Annotated in this window: 12 protein-coding genes; 5 read left to right on the top strand and 7 right to left on the bottom strand. The window is 73.2% G+C overall.

Annotation, left to right across the window (positions count from 1 at the left end):
• Positions 1-85: 85 nt before the first annotated feature.
• From OG627_RS14530 to OG627_RS14520, 3 genes are all read right to left on the bottom strand, one after another.
• Entirely contained in the window at positions 86-1315 is a 1230-nt protein-coding gene (locus tag OG627_RS14530; RefSeq protein ID WP_329072659.1) for a Cmx/CmrA family chloramphenicol efflux MFS transporter, read from the bottom strand.
• Positions 1316-1552: 237 nt separating this feature from the next.
• Positions 1553-2254 (bottom strand): HD domain-containing protein, encoded by a 702-nt coding sequence (locus tag OG627_RS14525; protein WP_329065145.1) that lies wholly within the window; start codon positions 2252-2254, stop codon positions 1553-1555.
• A 98-nt stretch (positions 2255-2352) separates the two neighbouring features.
• Positions 2353-4638 (bottom strand): heavy metal translocating P-type ATPase, encoded by a 2286-nt coding sequence (locus tag OG627_RS14520; RefSeq protein WP_443073625.1) that lies wholly within the window; start codon positions 4636-4638, stop codon positions 2353-2355.
• Between the two features lie 336 nt (positions 4639-4974).
• On the opposite strand from OG627_RS14520, the gene OG627_RS14515 reads away from it, so the two are divergent.
• A complete protein-coding gene (locus tag OG627_RS14515) occupies positions 4975-5685 on the top strand; it encodes a copper homeostasis protein CutC (protein WP_329065142.1) in 711 nt (236 codons plus the stop codon).
• Between the two features lie 419 nt (positions 5686-6104).
• On the opposite strand, the gene OG627_RS14510 is transcribed toward OG627_RS14515, so the two are convergent.
• Entirely contained in the window at positions 6105-8252 is a 2148-nt protein-coding gene (locus OG627_RS14510) for a HelD family protein (RefSeq protein WP_329065141.1), read from the bottom strand.
• A 383-nt stretch (positions 8253-8635) separates the two neighbouring features.
• On the opposite strand from OG627_RS14510, the gene OG627_RS14505 reads away from it, so the two are divergent.
• Both OG627_RS14505 and OG627_RS14500 read left to right on the top strand, forming a co-directional pair.
• Positions 8636-8821 (top strand): hypothetical protein, encoded by a 186-nt coding sequence (locus OG627_RS14505; protein ID WP_329065139.1) that lies wholly within the window; start codon positions 8636-8638, stop codon positions 8819-8821.
• A 187-nt stretch (positions 8822-9008) separates the two neighbouring features.
• Positions 9009-10406 carry a glycosyltransferase 87 family protein gene (locus OG627_RS14500; RefSeq protein ID WP_329072656.1) on the top strand — a complete coding sequence of 466 codons (1398 nt, stop codon included), beginning with the start codon at positions 9009-9011 and terminating at the stop codon, positions 10404-10406.
• Between the two features lie 107 nt (positions 10407-10513).
• Here OG627_RS14500 and OG627_RS14495 read toward each other — a convergent pair whose 3' ends face one another.
• Positions 10514-12175 carry a DNA repair helicase XPB gene (locus OG627_RS14495; protein ID WP_329065137.1) on the bottom strand — a complete coding sequence of 554 codons (1662 nt, stop codon included), beginning with the start codon at positions 12173-12175 and terminating at the stop codon, positions 10514-10516.
• 448 nt (positions 12176-12623) lie between these two features.
• Between OG627_RS14495 and OG627_RS14490 the strand changes: the two genes are divergently transcribed.
• Complete coding sequence (locus OG627_RS14490; RefSeq protein WP_329065135.1) at positions 12624-13460, top strand: VanZ family protein; 837 nt, start codon at positions 12624-12626, stop codon at positions 13458-13460.
• 27 nt (positions 13461-13487) lie between these two features.
• Here the strand turns inward: OG627_RS14490 and OG627_RS14485 are convergent, their stop codons facing one another.
• Positions 13488-16202, bottom strand: coding sequence for a helicase C-terminal domain-containing protein (locus OG627_RS14485; protein WP_329065132.1), 2715 nt, complete (start codon positions 16200-16202; stop codon positions 13488-13490).
• Between the two features lie 284 nt (positions 16203-16486).
• Here OG627_RS14485 and OG627_RS14480 point away from each other — a divergent pair, with 284 nt between their 5' ends.
• Positions 16487-17968: a hypothetical protein gene (locus tag OG627_RS14480; protein ID WP_329065130.1), complete on the top strand. Its 1482-nt coding sequence runs from the start codon at positions 16487-16489 to the stop codon at positions 17966-17968.
• 182 nt (positions 17969-18150) lie between these two features.
• On the opposite strand, the gene OG627_RS14475 is transcribed toward OG627_RS14480, so the two are convergent.
• Positions 18151-18555 carry a DUF4190 domain-containing protein gene (locus OG627_RS14475; protein ID WP_329065128.1) on the bottom strand — a complete coding sequence of 135 codons (405 nt, stop codon included), beginning with the start codon at positions 18553-18555 and terminating at the stop codon, positions 18151-18153.
• Positions 18556-18586 lie beyond the last annotated feature (31 nt).

Genomic DNA, 18586 nt, shown 5'->3' with positions numbered 1-18586 from the left:
TCGCGCGCCCGCCGTTGTCCCCTGCGGCCGTCGTTGTCCCCTGCGCCCGCCGTTATCCGGCTGCTTTACCTGCTTTTGCTCGCTTTTATCCCGGCTGCTCCGCGCACTCGGCCTTCTCCGGCCGCAACGCCCGGACTGCCCCGGCAGAGCCCGCCACCACGCGGCTCGTGCCCGCGCGGTGGAACCGCAGTGCCAGCAGCGTCAGCCCGATCGCGACGACCGTCATGGCGGCGCCCGCCCAGGCCGTGGCCGCGTAGCCGAAGTCCGCGTCGATGACCGTACCGCCGAGCCAGGGCCCGCCGGTGTTGCCGAGGTTGAACGCGGCCGTCGCGGTGGCGCCCGCGAGAGTGGGGGCAGCGGCGGCGATGTTGAACATACGGGCGTTGAGAGCCGGAGCGGTGTAGAAGGCCGAGACGCCGAGGAGGAAGGTCAGGACGATGACCGCGACGGGGTTCGAGGCGGTCAGCGCCAGCAGGACGAGCAGCACCGTCGACGCCGTGACGCCGCTGATCAGGACGCCGAAAAGATGCGCGTCCGCGTACCGTCCGCCCAGCGCCGTACCGACCAGCGCGCCGACTCCGAACAGCGCCAGTACGGTCGGGACCCAGCCGCTGTCCAGGCCCGCCACGTCCGTGAGCAGCGGGGCGAGATACGAGAACGCGCAGAAGACGCCGCCCGCCGCGAGCGCGGTGACGGCGATGGCGATCCAGACCTGACGGTCGCGGTAGATGGCCAGCTCGCGCTTGAGCCGCGGCTTCTCGGCCGGTACGGGGATGGCCGGGATCAGCGTCGCGCACCCGATCAGCGCGACCGCCGAAGCGGCGCCGACCGCCCAGAACGCCGAGCGCCAGCCCAGGTGTTCGCCGAGGAAGGCGCCCACCGGGACGCCGAGCACGTTCGCGATGGACAGACCGCCGATCATCACCGCCATGGCGCGGGCGCGCGCGTTCAGGGGAGCCATCGCGATCGCGACGGCCGCGCCCACCGCCCAGAAGCCGGCGCACGCGAACGCGCTGACCACCCGGGACACGAACAGCACCTCGTACGTCGGCGCGAGCGCCCCCGCGACCTGGCCGAGGCCGAAGACCGAGATCAGGGCGATGAGGGTCGTACGGCGCGGCAGGCGCAGGGTGGCCACGGCGAGCAGCGGGGCGCCGACCACCATGCCTATCGCGAACGCGGAGATGAGCAGCCCGGCCGTCGGGATCGACACGTTCATGTCTTCAGCGAGCGGCGGCAGCAGCCCGGAGAGCATGAACTCGCTCGTACCGAGCGCGAAGACGGACAGCCCGAGCATGTAGACGGCGAGCGGCATCCGGGGGCGGGCGGTGCCCGATCCGGGTGCGGGGGAAGCTGGGGAAACGGGCGGTGCGGCGTGATCGGGGACGGTGGGGAGAGCGGGATCGGCGGAGTCTGGCATGACAGGTGCCAACGGCCGCGCGGGCCGTCGCATTCCGCGCGCGGTGCTACCTCCCAGTTACTGAGACGACAGTCACTGTGACGACAGTTACTGTGACGACAGCCGCTGTGACGGCGACTGCCGTGCCGACCGTCACCGTGACGGGCATCGCCCCGTCAGCGTCCGCAGCTCCTCCGTCACGTTCCCGCGCGCCCGCGCCTCCCACTCCCGTACTCCGTACTGGGTACGGAACAGACCCGGCAGCGCGAGCAGCCGCTCCAGCACGTCCGCGCGCCCCGCGCGGAAGGTCTCGTCCGGCAGGAAGCCGTACTCCGCCCGCACGGCTGCCGCGTAGGCGGCGTACGCGGCGGGCCCGGTGGCCAGGATCGCGAGGTCCGCGTCGCACAGGACGGCGCCGTCGCGGTCGTCGGGGGCGGTGCTGTGGCTGGCGGTGAGCCGGACGAGCCGGGCGACCTCGGCCGTACGGTCCTCGCTCAGCCCGGCCTCGGTCAGGGCGCGTTCGGCGAGCCGGGCCGAGCGCTCCTCGTTCTCCGAACGGTCGGGACGGTGGACGGCGTCGTGGAACCAGGCGGCGAGCCGTACGAGATCGGGGGCGTCCGCGTACCCGGCCAGGGTGTCGACGTGCTCCAGGACGGCGGTCAGATGGGCCGCGGTGTGGTAACGCCGCCAGGGCTCGGCCCAGCGGGCGAGCAGGGCGTCCGCGTACGGGGCCGGGTCGGGGCCCCCGGCCGGGCCGCGCGCGGCGTGGAGCGCGGCGGCGAAGCGGTGGCGGAGGCCGGCGTCGGAGGGCTGGGGCTGGGGCTGGGACTGCGGATCCGGTGTCTGGTCGGGCATGGCCTCGACGATAGGGCCGGGCCCTCGGCGCATCCGCCTCCGGCCCGGCCCGTGAGTGACGTACGTACTACGTACGTACGTCGGCTACGACGTACGCGTCACGACGCCTTGAAGCCCCTCAGCCGCTGGCTGTTCCCGACCACGAACACCGACGAGAAGGCCATCGCCGCGCCCGCGATCATCGGGTTGAGGAACCCCGCGGCCGCCAGGGGCAGCGCCGCGACGTTGTACGCGAACGCCCAGAACAGATTGGTGCGGATCGTGCCCAGCGTGCGGCGTGCCAGCCGGATGGCGTCGGCCGCGACGCGCAGATCACCCCGTACGAGCGTGAGGTCGCCCGCCTCTATGGCCGCGTCCGTGCCCGTCCCCATGGCCAGGCCCAGATCGGCCTGGGCGAGGGCGGCGGCGTCGTTCACCCCGTCGCCGACCATGGCGACGGACGCGCCCTCCGCCTGGAGCTTCTTGACGACGTCCACCTTGTCCTCGGGCATGACCTCAGCGATGACGTTCCCGCTGTCGATGCCGACCTCGGCGGCCACCGACCGGGCGACGGCGCTGTTGTCGCCGGTGAGCAGGATCGGCGTCAGGCCGAGGGCGCGCAGCCGGCTGACGGCCTCCGGGCTGGTCTCCTTCACCGCGTCGGCCACTTCGAGCACGCCCCGCGCCTCGCCGTCCCAGGCCACCGCGATCGCCGTACGGCCCGCCGTCTCGGCCTCCGTCCGCGCCCGCTCCAGCTCCTCCGGGAGGCGGATCTCCCACTCCGCGAGCAGCGCGGCCCGGCCGACGAGCACCGCATGGCCCTCGACCACGCCCCGCACCCCGAGGCCCGGGACGTTGGCGAAGTCCTCGGGGACCGGCAGCGTACCGACGCGCTCCGCCGCCCCCTCGGCGACGGCGCGCGCGATGGGGTGCTCGGAGGCGTGCTCCAGGGCGCCAGCCAGCCGCAGGAGGTCGCTCTCGTCCGTACCGGTGGCGGTACGGGCCTCCAGGAGCGTCATCTTCCCGGTGGTGACCGTGCCCGTCTTGTCCAGCACGATCGTGTCCACGCGACGGGTGGACTCCAGCACCTCGGGCCCCTTGATCAGAATGCCGAGCTGCGCGCCCCGCCCCGTACCGACCATCAGCGCGGTCGGAGTGGCCAGGCCGAGGGCGCACGGGCAGGCGATGATCAGTACGGCGACGGCGGCGGTGAACGCGGCGGTCGCGCCGGCGCCGATCGCCAGCCAGACGCCGAAGGTGCCGAGCGCGAGGAGGATCACCACCGGTACGAAGACGGCGGAGATCCGGTCGGCGAGGCGCTGGACCGCCGCCTTGCCGTTCTGCGCGTCCTCCACCAGGCGCGCCATGCGGGCCAGTTGCGTGTCGGCGCCGATCCGGGTCGCCCGTACGACGAGCCGGCCGCCCGCGTTGAGCGTGGCGCCGGCGACGGTGTCACCCACGGCGACCTCGGCGGGCACGGACTCGCCCGTCAGCATCGAGGCGTCGACGGCCGACGAGCCCTCCACGACCGTGCCGTCCGTGGCGATCTTCTCGCCGGGACGCACCAGGAACACGTCCCCGACCTGGAGTTCCGCCGTCGGGACGCGCTCCTCGCGCCCGTCCCGTACGACGGTGACCTCCTTCGCGCCCAGCTCCAGCAGCGCGCGCAGCGCCGCCCCCGCCCGGCGCTTGGCGCGCACCTCGAAGTAGCGGCCCGCCAGGATGAACATGGTCACCCCGGCCGCGGCTTCGAGGTAGATGTTCCCGGCGCCGTCGCCCCGGCTGATGGTCAGCTCGAAGGGGTGCGACATGCCCGGCATGCCCGCCGTACCGAAGAACAGCGCCCACAGCGACCACAGGAACGCGGCCGAGGTGCCGACGGAGATGAGGGTGTCCATCGTGGCCGCGCCGTGCCGGGCGTTGGTCCAGGCGGCGCGGTGGAAGGGCCAGCCCGCGTAGACGACCACGGGGGCGGCGAGGGTGAGGGAGAGCCACTGCCAGTTGTCGAACTGGAGGGCCGGGATCATGGCCATCGCGATGACGGGCACGGAGAGGACGACGGCGGTCAGCAGGCGCTCGCGCAGGGTCTTGAGTTCGCGCTCGCGGGCGACCTCGGCGTCTGTCGTACCGTCCGGTGCGCCGCCTGGTGTGTTGCCCGGTGTGCCGTCCGCTGTGCTGTCCGCTGTGCTGTGCGTCGCGCCCCGCGTGGGCGACGGGTGTACGGGGGCGGGCTCGGTGGCCGTGTAGCCGGTCGCCTCTACGGTGGCGATCAGGTCCTGGACGCCGACGTCCTCGCCCCTATAGCTGACCTTGGCCTTCTCGGTGGCGTAGTTGACGGTGGCCTCGACCCCGTCCATACGGTTGAGCTTCTTCTCGACGCGCGCCGCGCAGGAGGCGCAGGTCATGCCGCCGATGATCAGCTCGACGTCGGCGGTGGTGCCCGCGGCACCGTCCGTGCCCTGGCCGGGCGCGGCGCCGGAGGTCCGGGTGGTGCTCATGGCTGGCGCTCCTTCTCATCGAACGGATCCATCGTACCCCCGAGGGGTATCTCGCTCCTTCATGTATACCCCTCGGGGGTATGAAGGGCAAGGGTGGGGTGGGCGACGGGCGGGGGTGGGATGGAGTGGGGGAGCGAGAGGTGCCTGTGTCTCGATGCGCTGATGCGCACGGGCGGGGTTGACCTTTAGGCTGGGCATTGGACTAGACCTGTACCGGTCGGTGCCCCCTACGAATGAGGTCTCATGAGCAAGCGTGCAGTTCTGGAGGTGATCGCTCTCGACGCGGAGGACGCCGTCGCGGCCCAGGGCGGAGGCGCCGACCGCCTCGAACTCGTCACCGACATGGCGGCGGACGGGCTGACCCCGCCGCGCGAGACCTTCGCGAAGATCCGGGCCGCCGTGGACATCCCCCTACGGGTGATGCTGCGGCTCACGGACGGCTTCGCCGTCGACCGCCCCGCGCCGCTCGGCGCGGACAGCCTGGTGGAGGCCGCGCGCGGGCTGCGCGCGGAGGGCGCGGACGAATTCGTCTTCGGCTTCCTCGACGCGGACGGCTCCCCCGACCTCGTCACGGCGGAACGGCTGATCGCCGAACTGGACGGCTGCCGCTGGACGTTCCACCGGGCGATCGACCACGCGGCCGACCGCGACGCGCTGCGCAAGCGGCTCGCGGACCTGCCGGGGCTCGACACGTACCTCACGGCGGGGTCCCCGGCGGGCGTCGACAGCGGCCTGCCGGTGCTGCTGGCCGAGGCGGCGGACGGGGAGCGCGGCGAGCCCGGGTACGGGCAGCGCCTCATGGTGGGCGGCGGGCTCCGCCTCGAACACCTGCCGGTGCTGCGGGCGGCGGGGGTGACCGCGTTCCACATCGGCGGCGCGGCGCGCCCGGCGGGGTGGGAGGGGCCGGTGGACGCGGGGGCGGTACGGGGGTGGCGGGTGGCGCTGGACGGGTGAGGGGGCGCGCTTGTGGGGGCGGGGCCGCCTGGTGGCGGCGGGGTTCGGGGTGCGGCGGGGTGGGGGTGCGCGGTGCGGGGTGGTGCGGGGCTGTTCGTCGTGGTGCGGGGGCTGGCGCCTCCGGAGGCGCATGTCCGGACGGCATGATTTACGCCGCGTGCGGCCCGGTTCTTCAGGTGCGGGCCGCGAGCGGCACAAATCACGCTTTATTGTCCGGACACGCACCTCCTGCGGCCCCGGCCCCCTCCCGCCGGTGGGCCCGCCCCCGCACCGCTGGTGGGGGTGGGGGTGGGGTTGGGGTGGGGGCGGCTGGGCCCGCTCCCGCACCGCTGGTGGGTGGTGATGGGGGTGGGTGGGTGCCGGGTGGTGGGCCCGGCATCGCGCCGTCGGTGGTGATGGGGCGCATGTGCGGGTTGGTTTTATTCGTTCCCCAGCGCTTCCGGCAGCGCGTCCGCGTGCAGGACGATCAGGCCAGAGACCGCTCGGGTCAGGGCCACGTACAGCCTCCGCAGGCCCGTGCGTTCGTCCGGTTCGCCCGCCACTACCGCCGCCGGTTCGTCCAGGACGACGTAGTCGTACTCCAGGCCCTTCGCCAGCGAGGCCGGCACCAGCGTCAGGCGCGCCTCCGCCGTCGTCTCCTCGCCCGGGGAGAGGTACGGCAGACCCGCCGCCGTCAGGGCCTCCGCCAGTACCGGAATCCGGGCGTCCGCCGCGATCAGGCCGGTGGAGCCCTCGTGGGTGAGGGACTCCACGCAGGCCGCCACCAGCGCCGCGTCCAGAGCCTCGGGATCAGGGATCTCCCGTACGGAGAGGGAGCCGGGCGACTCACGTACGGATGCCACCTCCGCCAGCCCCGGCGAGATGACCGGCAGCAGCCGTGAGGCGTACGCGATGACCTCGCGCGGCACGCGGAAGCCCGCCGTCAGCTCCTCCACCACCGCCTCCGACTTGCCGAGATGCCGCAGCGCCTCCGCCCAGCTCCCGGTCGCCCAGGGGGTGGTGCCCTGCGCCAGGTCGCCCAGGACCGTCGCCGAACCGGTCGAGCAGCGGCGGCCCACCGCGCGGTACTGCATGGGGGACAGATCCTGCGCCTCGTCCAGGACGACGTGCCCCAACGAGTGCGTACGCGCGATCAGATCGCCCGCCTCGTCGATCAGGACCGCGTCCGCCGACGACCACTTCGCCGACTTCACGCTGCGCGCCGGCTTCGTCCACAGGATGCTGTGCTGCTCGTCGGCGGTCAGCAGACCGTCCGCGTGCGCGGCCAGGAACTCCGGGTCGGAGAGCAGCCGCAGCACCAGCTTCTCCGGGTCGACCGGCGGCCATACGGCCTTCACGGCCGCCTTCACGGCCGGGTTGCGGGCGACCGCGTCCTGCACCCGGTCGTCCGGCGACTCGCCCGCCTCCTCCATCCGTACGAGCACGGCGTGCGCGATGCGCCGGGGCAGCGCCTCGCGCGCGGCTCCGTACCGCATGTCGCGGGCCAGCAGCTGCTGGACGATCTCCTCGACCTCGTACGCCGGGACCCGCCACCGCCGCGAGCCGCGCACGACCACGACCGGCTCGGTGGGCGCGGTGACATGGGACCGTACGGCCCGCCGCAGCACCTCCGCCATCCGGGCGTCGCCCTTGACGACGGCTGCGGACGCGGGATCCGTGCCGCGCACCTCGACGGCGGCGGTCACCAGACCGTCCACCGTGGACTGCTTCACGTGCATCTCGCCGAGCGCGGGCAGCACTTGCTCGATGTAGTGCAGGAAGGACGCGTTCGGTCCGATGATCAGCGTTCCGGTGCGGGCCAGCCGCTCGCGGTACGCGTACAGCAGATACGCGACCCGGTGCAGGCCGACGGCGGTCTTCCCGGTGCCGGGACCGCCCTGGACGCAGATGGTGCCGCCCAGCTCGCCTCGTACGATCTCGTCCTGCTCGGGCTGGATCGTGGCGACGATGTCGCGCATGGGGCCGACGCGCGGCCGTTCGATCTCCGCCTGGAGCAGCTTGCTGGAGGTGGCCGCCTCCGACGGGTCGGAGAGATGCTCGTCCTCGTACGCGGTGAGGTCGCCGGCGGTGTAGCCGAAGCGGCGGCGCAGCCCGACGTCCTGCGGGTCCTGCTTCGAGGCGCGGTAGAAGGGCTGGGAGACGGGCGCGCGCCAGTCGACCACCATCGGGTCGCCGCCGGCGTCGTGGACATGGCGCCGCCCGATGTAGAAGCGGTCTCCGTCCGTGTCCCCGGTCTCCGCCTCGGCCGCGCCGACGCGGTGCAGGTAGTCGAGCCGGCCGAAGAAGAGCGGGGTGTGGGCGAGATCGGCGAGCGCCTTGACGCGCGCCTCGATCTGGGACTCCAGGACGGCGGCGTTCACCCAGTTCGCCGTGACATCGCGGATGTCGAGGGACTGGACGTCCTCGCGCATGGCGCGCAGCGCGGAGCGGGAGGCGCTGAGGTGGGCGCGTTCCTGGGCGAGGGGATCGGCGGGGTCTACCGGGGCTGCGGGGTCGAGGGGGGCGGCGGGGTCTACGTCTGCGGGGTCGACCGGGTCGGAGGTGCGGGCGGGGGGTGGCGCGGACACGGTAGGGCCTCCGGGGCTGGCTGTACGCACGCCGAGGCGCCGCGCTTCGTCCGGGGACGGGTCGCGGGTGAGCCGTACGGCGTGGATCACGTCATGGCGGTGGCCGTCCGGTTTCCGTCCGGACGACGGCGCTCCCAGGGGAGGCGGGCAAGGTGGGAGATTGTAGCCATCGGGTGGCGGGCAGGCGAATGCTTTTCCGCGCCGTACGCGCTCCCCCTCCGCGTTCCGCTCCGTTCCCTCCGCTCCGATCCCCTCCGTCCGGCGGACGGTACCCGCGCTCCTTCCCGTAGGGGATCCCCTCGGCCCGGAGACGGACACGGCCTCATATGAGGTTCCCACCCCAGGGCGATGCCTCGCACAGCTGCGGAAACCACCATGGAGACATGACCACAGCGACTTTCACCCCAGCGTCCGCCGCCCCCGCCACCGCTGCCGCCACGGACTCCGCCGCGCACCCGGCCCACCCCGTCGGCAACGCGCTGCGCGCCGTCCGGGTCTTCCTGTCCACCGCTTTCAGCGTGGCCGTCATGGGGGAGTTCCGGGAGGAGGCGGGTATCAAGCGCCGTTGACGGTCCCCGGTCCGTCGCCTCCTCCGGATTCCCCGGTCTGTCGGCCTTTCCCGGCCTCATTGGCCCCATTGGCCTTCTTGACAGGGGTGATTGACCTCTGACGCGTCCGGGTGGCATCTCCGGATCCACTAGGGTCGCGGCCGTGACCTACCGGACTGTGACGCTTCGCTCACTCGCCGCAGTGGGCCTGCTCGCCCTGTCGCTGGCCGCACTCGTCGTGCTCTGCCTCGCCGGGCACGTCCCCATGGCCGACGCACTCGTCTACCGGGCCGAGGGCGCGGCCGTCGTCGGCGGCACGGACATCTACGGTGCGGACGCCTCCCGTACAGACGCCTCCCGTACGGACGGACAGGGGCCCGACCTGTACGGACCCGCCCCTTACGGGACCGGCCACTACGGATCCCACCCCTACGGGACCGGCCTGCACGGCGCCGCCGGCTGGCAGTTGTCCGCCGGATATCCGCCGTTCGCCGCGATCCTCTTCGTCCCCACCACCTGGCTGCCCGTCGGCGCCCTCAAGATCGTCCTCCTCGTCGGGAACGCCGCGCTGTTCGCCCTGCTCGTCCGGCTGTCGTGGCGCTTCGCCGCGCTGTCGTCCCGGATGCCGCTCGCCCGCGTACCGCGACCCGCGCCCGTCGCCGGTACCTTCGCCGCTTTCACCGTCGCCGTCGCAGGCGGCCTCTGGCTCGAACCCGTCCTCCGGACCATGCTGTTCGGGCAGATCAGCCTCGCCCTCGCCTGCCTCGTCCTGTGGGACCTGTCCCGGCCCGAGCACGCGCTCGGCAAGGGCTTCGCCCTGGGCATCGCGGCGGGGATCATCCTGACCCCGGCCGTCTTCCTCGGCTATCTGCTGCTGACCGGGCGCGTACGGGCCGGGCTGACCGCCCTCGCGGCCCTGACCGGCACCGTACTGCTCGGCATGCTCGTGCTCCCGCAGGCCAGTGGCGAGTTCTGGACGCGGCATGTCTTCGAGACAGGAATCGGGACGGGAGCCGGGGCGGGAATCGGAACAGGGCTCGGGACGGGCTCTGGCAGCGACGGGGCGTGGGCCGGCGGGTCGCCCGGCAACCAGTCGCTGTACGGGCTGCTCGCGCACGTTCCCTACGCCCCCGAGCCCGGCGCCTGGTGGGTGGCGGCCGGCGGGCTCACGGCCGTCGGCGGGCTGTGGATCGCGCGCCGGGCCGTCGTCAGGGCCCGGTCGGAGACCTGGGGCGTGCTCACCGCAGCGCTGACCGCGCTGCTCGTCGCGCCGGTCAGCTGGACCCACCACTGGGTGTGGTGCGTACCGCTGCTCGCCGTCCTGATCGCGGAGCGCCGCTTCCGGGTCGCGGCGGCGGCCGGGGTGGTCTGGACGGCGGGCGGCCATCTGGGCGTGGTCCCGCGCGCCGGGGAACCGGACCTCCGACTGCCCTGGTGGCAGCAGCCGTTGACCTCGCTCTACGCCCTGTCCGCGCTGGGCCTGCTGGTGTACGTGGCATGGCGCACGCGGATCCGGACCTCGGCGGGGGCGGTCGAGAGGCAGCCGACGGCCGTGGGGCTGCTTCCGGCGCCGCGTACGGACGCCGAGACGGTTTCCTCGCCGTAGGCCGGTGGGCTCGGTGGGCCGATGCGCCGGTGGGCGGGTGAGCAGGGGCGCGGGTGAGCAGGGGCGCGGGCGCCGAGCGCGTATCCGGACCCCACCGCCCCCCTTCGTCAGGCCCCGCCCTCCGGGTCCCGGTCCCCGGCCAGCAGCTCGTCCGCGTCCACGATCCGGTACGCGTACCCCTGCTCCGCCAGGAACCGCTGGCGGTGCGCGGCGAAGTCCTGGTCGATGGTGTCGCGCGCGACGACCGAGTAGAAGCGCGCCTCGTGACCGTCCGCCTTCGGGCGCAGCACGCGCCCCAGGCGCTGGGCCTCCTCCTGGCGGGAGCCGAACGTACCCGATACCTGGATCGCGACCGTCGCCTCCGGCAGGTCGATCGAGAAGTTCGCGACCTTCGAGACGACGAGGACGGAGATCTCGCCCTGCCGGAACGCGTCGAAGAGCTTCTCGCGCTGCGCGTTGCTGGTCTCGCCCTTGATGACGGGGGCGTCCAGATGCTCGCCCAGTTCGTCCAGCTGGTCGATGTACTGGCCGATGACCAGGGTCTGTTCGCCCTGATGCTTGCGCACCAGCGCCTCCGTCACCTTCCGCTTCGTGGCGGTCGTCGCGCAGAAGCGGTACTTCTCCTCCGTCTCGGCGGTCGCGTACGCGAGACGCTCGCTGTCCGTGAGGTTGACCCGCACCTCGACGCAGTCGGCGGGCGCGATGTAGCCCTGCGCCTCGATCTCCTTCCACGGCGCGTCGAACCGCTTCGGCCCGATGAGCGAGAAGACGTCCGACTCGCGGCCGTCCTCCCGTACGAGCGTCGCCGTCAGCCCGAGCCGACGGCGGGCCTGGAGGTCGGCGGTGAACTTGAAGACGGGCGCGGGCAGCAGATGCACCTCGTCGTACACGATCAGCCCCCAGTCACGGGAGTCGAACAGCTCCAGGTGCGGATAGACGCCTTTGCGGCGCGTCGTGAGGACCTGGTACGTGGCGATGGTGACCGGACGGATCTCCTTCTTCGTACCGCTGTACTCCCCGATCTCCTCCTCGGTCAGCGAGGTCCGCTTCACCAGCTCGTGCTTCCACTGCCGGGCGGAGACGGTATTGGTCACCAGAATCAGCGTGGTCGCCTTGGCCTGCGCCATCGCACCCGCCCCGACCAGCGTCTTCCCCGCCCCACAAGGCAGTACGACGACCCCGGAGCCGCCGTGCCAGAACCCCTCGACGGCCTGCTTCTGGTACGGGCGCAGCGCCCAGCCGTCCTCCGCCAGCTCGATGGCGTGGGCCTCGCCGTCCACGTAACCCGCGAGGTCCTCGGCGGGCCAGCCCAGCTTGAGGAGCGTCTGCTTGATCTGGCCGCGCTCGGACGGGTGCACGGCGACGGTGTCGGGGTCGATCCGGTTGCCCACCAGCGGCTGGACCTTCTTGGACCGGAGGATCTCCTCCAGCACGGGCCGGTCGGTGGAGGTCAGCACGAGACCGTGGGTGGGGTGCTTGGAGAGGGTGAGCCGGCCGTAGCGGGCCATCGTCTCGGCGACATCGACGAGCAGCGCGTGCGGCACCGGATAGCGAGAGAACTCCACCAGCGCGTCGACCACCTGCTCGGCGTCGTGCCCGGCGGCCCTGGCGTTCCACAGACCGAGCGGGGTGAGCCGGTAGGTATGGATGTGCTCGGGCGCGCGCTCCAACTCGGCGAAGGGCGCGATGGCACGGCGGCAGGCGTCGGCCTGCTCGTGGTCGACTTCGAGGAGCAACGTTTTGTCGCTCTGGACGATTAGGCAGGACACACATTCCTCCAGATAGGGTCGTCTTGTGACAGAAACAACACCTGCCACCGCACGGGCCATGCCCCGTACTCGACACCGGAAGGGTGTCCCGGCCAGCGCACCGGGTATGCGCGCCGCCCTCTATGTTCGCCTATCGCGCGACACGGAGGAGAGCGCATCCCTGGCGCTTGAGATTTAGCGGCACTGTTCGAACGCGAGTGCGACGTTAGATCGGGGCGGTTGACGCTTCCCTGGCCCTGTGTCGCGATGCCGCCGAACTCGACGAGGGCCACGGGCTCGTGCGCCGGCGTGCGTCTGAAGGGTCAGGAATCCCCTTCCCTTCAGGGAGGGGAGGTTTCAAGTGCCTACATCCCTTTCGCGCACCGCACCCCACCCGCACCGCACCCGGAGCGCCGATCCGGCCCCGGATGCGCGGCGTATCCGGGCGGGGGCGGGGCACCAGGGGGCTATGACCGCTGAGACGGAACGGACCGGGCCGACGAAGGCCGCGCCCGGGGGTATTTCGTGGGGCAGGACCGTACTGCGGATCCTGATCATGACGGTGGCGTTTGTCGCTCTGATGGCATTCGCCGCTGTGCTGGCCGAGCTGACGTTGACGCCCTCGCCGGCGTCCGTCGAGATGGCGGGCTCCAACCTTCAGGTGGGGCACTCGCTGCGGCAGTACGCGGAGGACTACACGTTTCTCTCGGCCTGCAAGCAGATCGGCGGCAATCTGCTGATGGGGGCGCCCTTCGGGGTGCTTCTTCCGCTGCTCATGCCGCGCAGGCTGCGGATGCTGCGGGTGGTGCTGCTCACCGCGATGGTGATGATGCTGGTGGAGCTGGCCCAGGGCGCGATGATCGAGGGCCGGGCCTTCGACGTCGACGACGTCATCCTGAACACGAGCGGCGCGCTGATCGCGTACCTGCTGGTGGGGCGGCGGGTGTCGCGCCGGTTCCACATGCTGGCCGTGCCCAGGGAGGCGGGTGCGACTGGAGGGGCGCCGGAGGGGGAGACGGCTACGGCGGAGCCCAAGCAGAAGGCCGCGCCCAAGCCGAAGGCCGCGCCCAAGCCCAAGGCCGTGCCCAAGCCGAAGGCCACGGCCAAGCCCAAGGCCGCGCCCAAGCCGAAAACCTTGTCCAAGCCGAAGCCCGCGCGGAAGGCCAAGCCGAAGCCCGCGACGAAGACCGAGCCGAAGACCGAGCCGAAGGCCACGGCCTCGGCCGCAGCCTCCGGCTCCTCCCCGGACCGCACCGAGTCCTGGTCCCAGCGCATGGCGCGGCTCGGGCGCGTGCGGGACCGGTGAGGTCCGTGGTGTGACGCCGTGCTGTCGTCAGGCCGGGTCGTCGGCCAGTTCCGCCACGCCCGTGATGCGGTGCAGGGGGTACGTGCGGACTTCGTCCGCCGTGTGGTCGTACGCCGTGACGTAGCCGCCCTCCACCCGTACCGGCGCGATGACGCGCTGGCTGGCCGCGCCGTCCGCGTTGACGTAGCCGATCCAGACCGCCGAGCCCGTCATGGCGGCGGCCTGGACGGTCGCGAGGGTCTCGCCCGGGGTGGTGCGGGGGAGCGCGCCGTTCACGGCCGCCACCCTGGGGGAGGCGGCGCCCGACGCGGGCGCCGGGACGGTGGCCTCCGGCATCGGCTTGCGGACGACGGTGGCGGCCATGTCCCCGGCCCTGATCGCCCGCACCGCCGCGCTCAGCAGCGTCCCGTCCGGCGTGGGCGGGCCGTCCGGTACGGGGACGGGGGCCGCCCGGGGCGGGGTGCGGTGGGCGAGCGCGCGGGTGATCATGACATCGCCCTCGGTGGACTCCGCCGCCGGCGCGAACCCCATGGTGCGCAACCCGTCGAGCAGCGCCGCCGCCTCCGCGTGGGCGGCCAGGACGGTCGGCGCCAGCCGGCGCAGCCGCATGCCCTGGGACCGCTTGTCCGCCAGGATCTCGTCGAGGACCGCCTCGTCGTCGCAGCGCACGTAAGCGGAGGCCGAACCGACCCGCAGATGGCCGTGTTTGCGCGCCACGTCGTCGATCAGATAGGCGAGCGGCTGCGGCACCGGCGTACGGCTGTGGGCCTTGAGGAAGTCGTGCAGGTCGGACGCCGACTGCCCGGCGTCGAGAGCGCGTCGTACGGAACCGGGCGTGAAGCGGTAGACGGTCGCCCCGCCCTTCGACTCGACGTCCGCCGCGATCGCGAGCAGCTCCGCGAGCGGACGCAGGAGCGGACCGGGGGCGACGGCGGTCAGGTCGGCCTGGAGCAGTACGTGATCGAGCGGCGCGGGCAGCAGCGGCGCGAGGACGCGCGCCGCGCGGGCCCCGGCGGCGGCGAGTTCGGCGGCGGTGCCGACGCTCGTACCCGTAGGGGTGGGGCCACCCGTAGGGGTGGGGCCAGTGGGGGCCGGGCCACCCGTAGAGGCAGGGGCACCCGTAGGGGAAGCACCGGCCGCACGTCCCTCCGCTGCTGCCTGCGCGTCCGGGCGGCCCTGCGGGGGCGGGGAGAGCAGCGCGCGGGCGTGGGACGAGAGCGCGCCCCGGCCCGTGAAGCCCAGCATCTCCGCCTCGTTCATCGTCCACGCCGCGAGCCGCGAGCGCAGGTCGTCGGGGCGCCCGCCCGCCGACGCGCCGCGCAGCGGGCGCTCCCAGCGCAGCCGGGCGAGCAACGACTCGGGGTCGGGGGCCAGGCCCTCGGGCAGCGTGGCGAGGAGTTCCAGGATCCGGCGCCGTACCTCGGGCGCCGGGCCCCGGTCCAGGTCGGGGCCGAGCACGGCGAGCGTGCGGCCCTTGCTGTCCTGGCTGCCGACCAGCCCGGCCGTACGGGTCGCCGTCAGCCAGGCGGTGGCGAGCCGGGCCCATCGCTCGGGGGCGGGCAGCTCCTGCCAGTCGTCGTACGCCGGTGTCGGCGCGTACCGCTCGTCGGTCTGACCGTCCGGCGCCAACAGCCCTGCCGCATAGGCCAGTTCGACCCAGAAGGCGGCCACGGGCTCGGTGACGTCCAGCGCGGTGGCGGTCCGCTTCAGATCGCGCACGGACAGCCCGCCGGCCCGCAGGACGTTCGGGCCGCCCTCGTTCCAGTCCTTGGCCAGCTCCTCGATGGTGGCGAGCGCCGTGTACGCCTGCCCGGCCGCCGTACTGTCCACCATCTGTGGACGGTTCGACGGCGCCGACCCGGCGGAGCCCATCGAACCCATCGAACCCGCCGTCCCCGCCGCGTCGGCGCGCGGCGCCACCTCCGGCGCCACCGGCTCCGGCTTGCGGTGCGCGCGCCCCGCGCGCAGATGCAGCGCGGCCTCGCGCGGCAGGACGACGGTGCGGGCGGTCGCGGGCAGCAGCAGCCCCCGGTCGCGCAGCCAGCGCACCGGCGGGGTGGGACTCGCCGTCACCTCTCCGTACGGCGGCCCCCACACCAGCCGGTCCAGCACCGACAGCGCCTCCATCGGCGCGGTGTCCAGCAGCGCCGCCATCCGGGTCCTGTCGTTGAACAGCGCGGTGACCGAAGCGACCGCCGAGACCGGGTCGTGGGTGGAGGGCAGCCCGGCCGAGATCAGGATCTCCTGGAGCCGGCCCGGCGACATGCCCGCCGTGGCCTCAGCGACGGTCGGGCCGAGACCGGTGGGCGAGGGGTGCGTGGGGGAGGGCGCGAGGAGTTCACGGGCGGTACGGACCAGCCGCAGCCGGTCGTTCTCGCCCCAGATCAGCGCCTGGTCGCGCAGGGTCTCCACGGCGACCGGCAGCGCCGCCTCGATCCGCGGATCGCCCTCGTCGCCGGTCAGCAGCGCGCGCAGCGTGTCGTACGGCGCGGGCTCCGGCGCGACGGCCAGCGCCTCCGCCGTCTGGAGCGTGAACCGGTCGAGCCGCTCCAGCGCCCGGACGACCGAGGCGCGGGTGCCGGCCCTGGTCGCGAGCTGGGAGAGATCGTTCGGTACCGGGCTGAGCAGCTCGGGGCGGGCGCGCAGGAGGGCGGTCAGCGAACGGTCACCCCGGGTGCGCAGCGCCTCCGCGAGCGTGCGCGGTGGCGTACTGCCGGTCCCCTCTGGAACTCCTTCAGGCACGTGCGCCTCCTGCTCGGGCTTCGCGGATCCCCATCCGTTCCACGTTAGCCCGTCCGTCGATCGGGGAGTGGGAGAAGGAGCGTGCGAGGCGACGGGTCGGAAACCCGCCCCGCCCGGCCCGCCCCGGTGCGACCGGCCACGTACGGCACGTATGTACTGCACGTATGTACTGGACGTACGGGGACGACTCCGCGAGCATCGCGTGCGAGTGGCCGTCGTGACGGCGGGCACACGGGTGGCGGTACGGCATTGCCGCAGGTGCGCGCTGGTGCGGGGAGGACTGTGTGGGGATCGAGAGCGATCAGCTCGTGTACGACTATCTGAGCCGGGTCGGGGACGCGGCTCAGCAGCATCATCTGCCCTCCGGGGACCGGATGCGGCTGGTCTCGACGCTGCGGAACGAGATCGACCGTCAGCGCGGCAAGTACGCGACCGACAACCCGGCGGCCGTGCGCCGCATTCTGGGGCGGCTGGGGGACCCGGCGGCGCTGGTACGGGCGGCGGTCGAGCACGGCGGCGGGACCGAGGGGGCTGCGGCGGCGGTACGGGCGGTACCGGAGCAGCGGGCGCGGCCGATGGGGATAAAGGGGCTCATGGGCGCCATGGGTGCCAAGGGCGGCAAGGGGAGCAAGGGGGGTAAGGGGGATACGGAGGCGCCCGGGGAGGGCGGGACGGTCATGGAGCCGGCCGGTCCCATGGTTCCCGTACCGCCCGACGAGCCGTGGGAGCCTCCTGCGCCCGCTCCGGCTCCCGCGCCTGCACCCGCACCGCTGGCGGAGCCGGAGAAGCCCGAGGCGCCGTCGGCTGAGGAGCCGCAGCCGGAGGCCGAGAAGCCACCGGAGGCATCGGGGCCACCGGAGACATCGGGGCCGCCAGGGCTACAGGGACCACGGGAGTCGCTGGAGGCGCTGACGTCATTTCTGTCGTCCCGGACGCCGAGTCTGGACAAGCCGGAACGGCCCGCCGGAACCGAACGCCCCGTCAGGCCCCCGGCCCCGGCCGCGCCCACGAACCCTGCCCCGGACCCCGGACAGGCCCCCGACTGGTGGCGGATCGAGGCGGGACCCCTGGGTGAGCCGCCGCGCGGCGCTGGACACGGCACCGGGTTCGTGGGCGGCATCGAGATTCCCGAGATCCTCAAGGCGCCGCCGAAGAAGGACGCGGAGAACGGCGACGGGACCGGCGCCGGGAACGGTGCCGAAACCGGTGAAGGGACCGGTACCGAGAAGGGCCCGGCCGCGCGGACCCGGACCGCGAACGCGAACGGGCGCGGCACGGATACCGCCGTGACGGCCGAGGCCGTCGAAGCCGTCGAAACCGTGGCGGGCAAGGGTACGGGGCCGGACGCGGCGGGCGAAGGCCGTCGCCGTCGGCGGTGGCCGCGCGTGGTGCCGGGCCGCCGCGCGGAGAAGCGCGCCATGGGACTGTCCAACCCGCTCCTCATGCTGGCGGCCGCGCTTCTCGTCGCGGGCGCCTTTCTCGGGTCGTGGCTCGCGCTGGGCGGCGGCTGGCTCCTCGCGTACGCCTCCCGCACCCTCTCGCGCGCCGAGGCCAAGTGGGCGGTCTTCGGCCTGCCGGGTGTCTCGGCGGCGGGCGGTCTGCTCTGGATCTGGGGCCGCCTGGACGAGCGTTGGGGCGAGGCGATCCCCAAGGACGGTATGGCGGACGCCCTCACCGGCGTCTGGCCGGTGGTGCTGCGTACGGCGGCGGTGTCGTCGGCGCTGTATCTGGTGTGGCGGGCCCGGCGGAAGCGGGTGCCCAGGTAGCGAAGCCCCGCGGAAGCGGCAGGCGGGAAGCAGGAAGGGGTGCCCGGACAGCCACCCCCGGGCACCCGGTCATCCCGATCATCCCGGGCACCCGGGCACCCGGGCACCCGGGCACCCGGTCACCCCGGCACCCGGGCAGCTCTCCCCGGGCAGCCCCCGGCACCCGCTTCCGCGCAGGGTGCTCAGTTCACGGTGTCCTTGAAGTCGTCCTGGCACTTCTGCTGCTGCGCCTGCGTGTCCGCGCTCTGGAGGCAGTCCCGCAGATTGCCGAACTCCTCGCTCTTCAGGAACGACACACCCACCGCGATGAGCAGCCCGGACGCGACGAGCGCGAGCGCGCCGATGATGGCGCCGATCAGCGACATCGTGCCGTTCGTCGCCTCCCCGCGCCTGCCGCGCAGGAAGCCGATGATGCCGAAGACGATCGCCAGCAGACCGAGCACGATCCCGCCGACGACCGTCCAGAAGAACACCAGCCCGATCAGACCCACCACCAGCGCGGCGATGCCGAGGCCGTTGCGGGGAGCCGGACCACCGTACGGGTCGGCCCCCGGATAGCCGTAGTTCTGTCCATGCGCCGATGCCATGCCGGTGTCCCCGCCCTCTGAGTCAATGGTT

Source organism: Streptomyces sp. NBC_01429 (genome assembly GCF_036231945.1).
Taxonomy (GTDB): Bacteria; Actinomycetota; Actinomycetes; order Streptomycetales; family Streptomycetaceae; genus Streptomyces.
This window is presented reverse-complemented; position numbering and strand designations above follow the sequence as displayed.

Excerpts from the sequence above, each read along its gene's own strand:
- OG627_RS14530 (WP_329072659.1), bottom strand. The coding sequence starts at position 1,315 with ATGCCGCTCGCCGTCTACATGCTCGGGCTGTCCGTCTTCGCGCTCGGT.
- OG627_RS14525 (WP_329065145.1), bottom strand. The coding sequence starts at position 2,254 with ATGCCCGACCAGACACCGGATCCGCAGTCCCAGCCCCAGCCCCAGCCC.
- OG627_RS14520 (WP_443073625.1), bottom strand. The coding sequence starts at position 4,638 with ATGACCTGCGCCTCCTGCGCGGCGCGCGTCGAGAAGAAGCTCAACCGT.
- OG627_RS14515 (WP_329065142.1), top strand. The coding sequence starts at position 4,975 with ATGAGCAAGCGTGCAGTTCTGGAGGTGATCGCTCTCGACGCGGAGGAC.
- OG627_RS14505 (WP_329065139.1), top strand. The coding sequence starts at position 8,636 with ATGACCACAGCGACTTTCACCCCAGCGTCCGCCGCCCCCGCCACCGCT.
- OG627_RS14490 (WP_329065135.1), top strand. The coding sequence starts at position 12,624 with ATGACCGCTGAGACGGAACGGACCGGGCCGACGAAGGCCGCGCCCGGG.
- OG627_RS14475 (WP_329065128.1), bottom strand. The coding sequence starts at position 18,555 with ATGGCATCGGCGCATGGACAGAACTACGGCTATCCGGGGGCCGACCCG.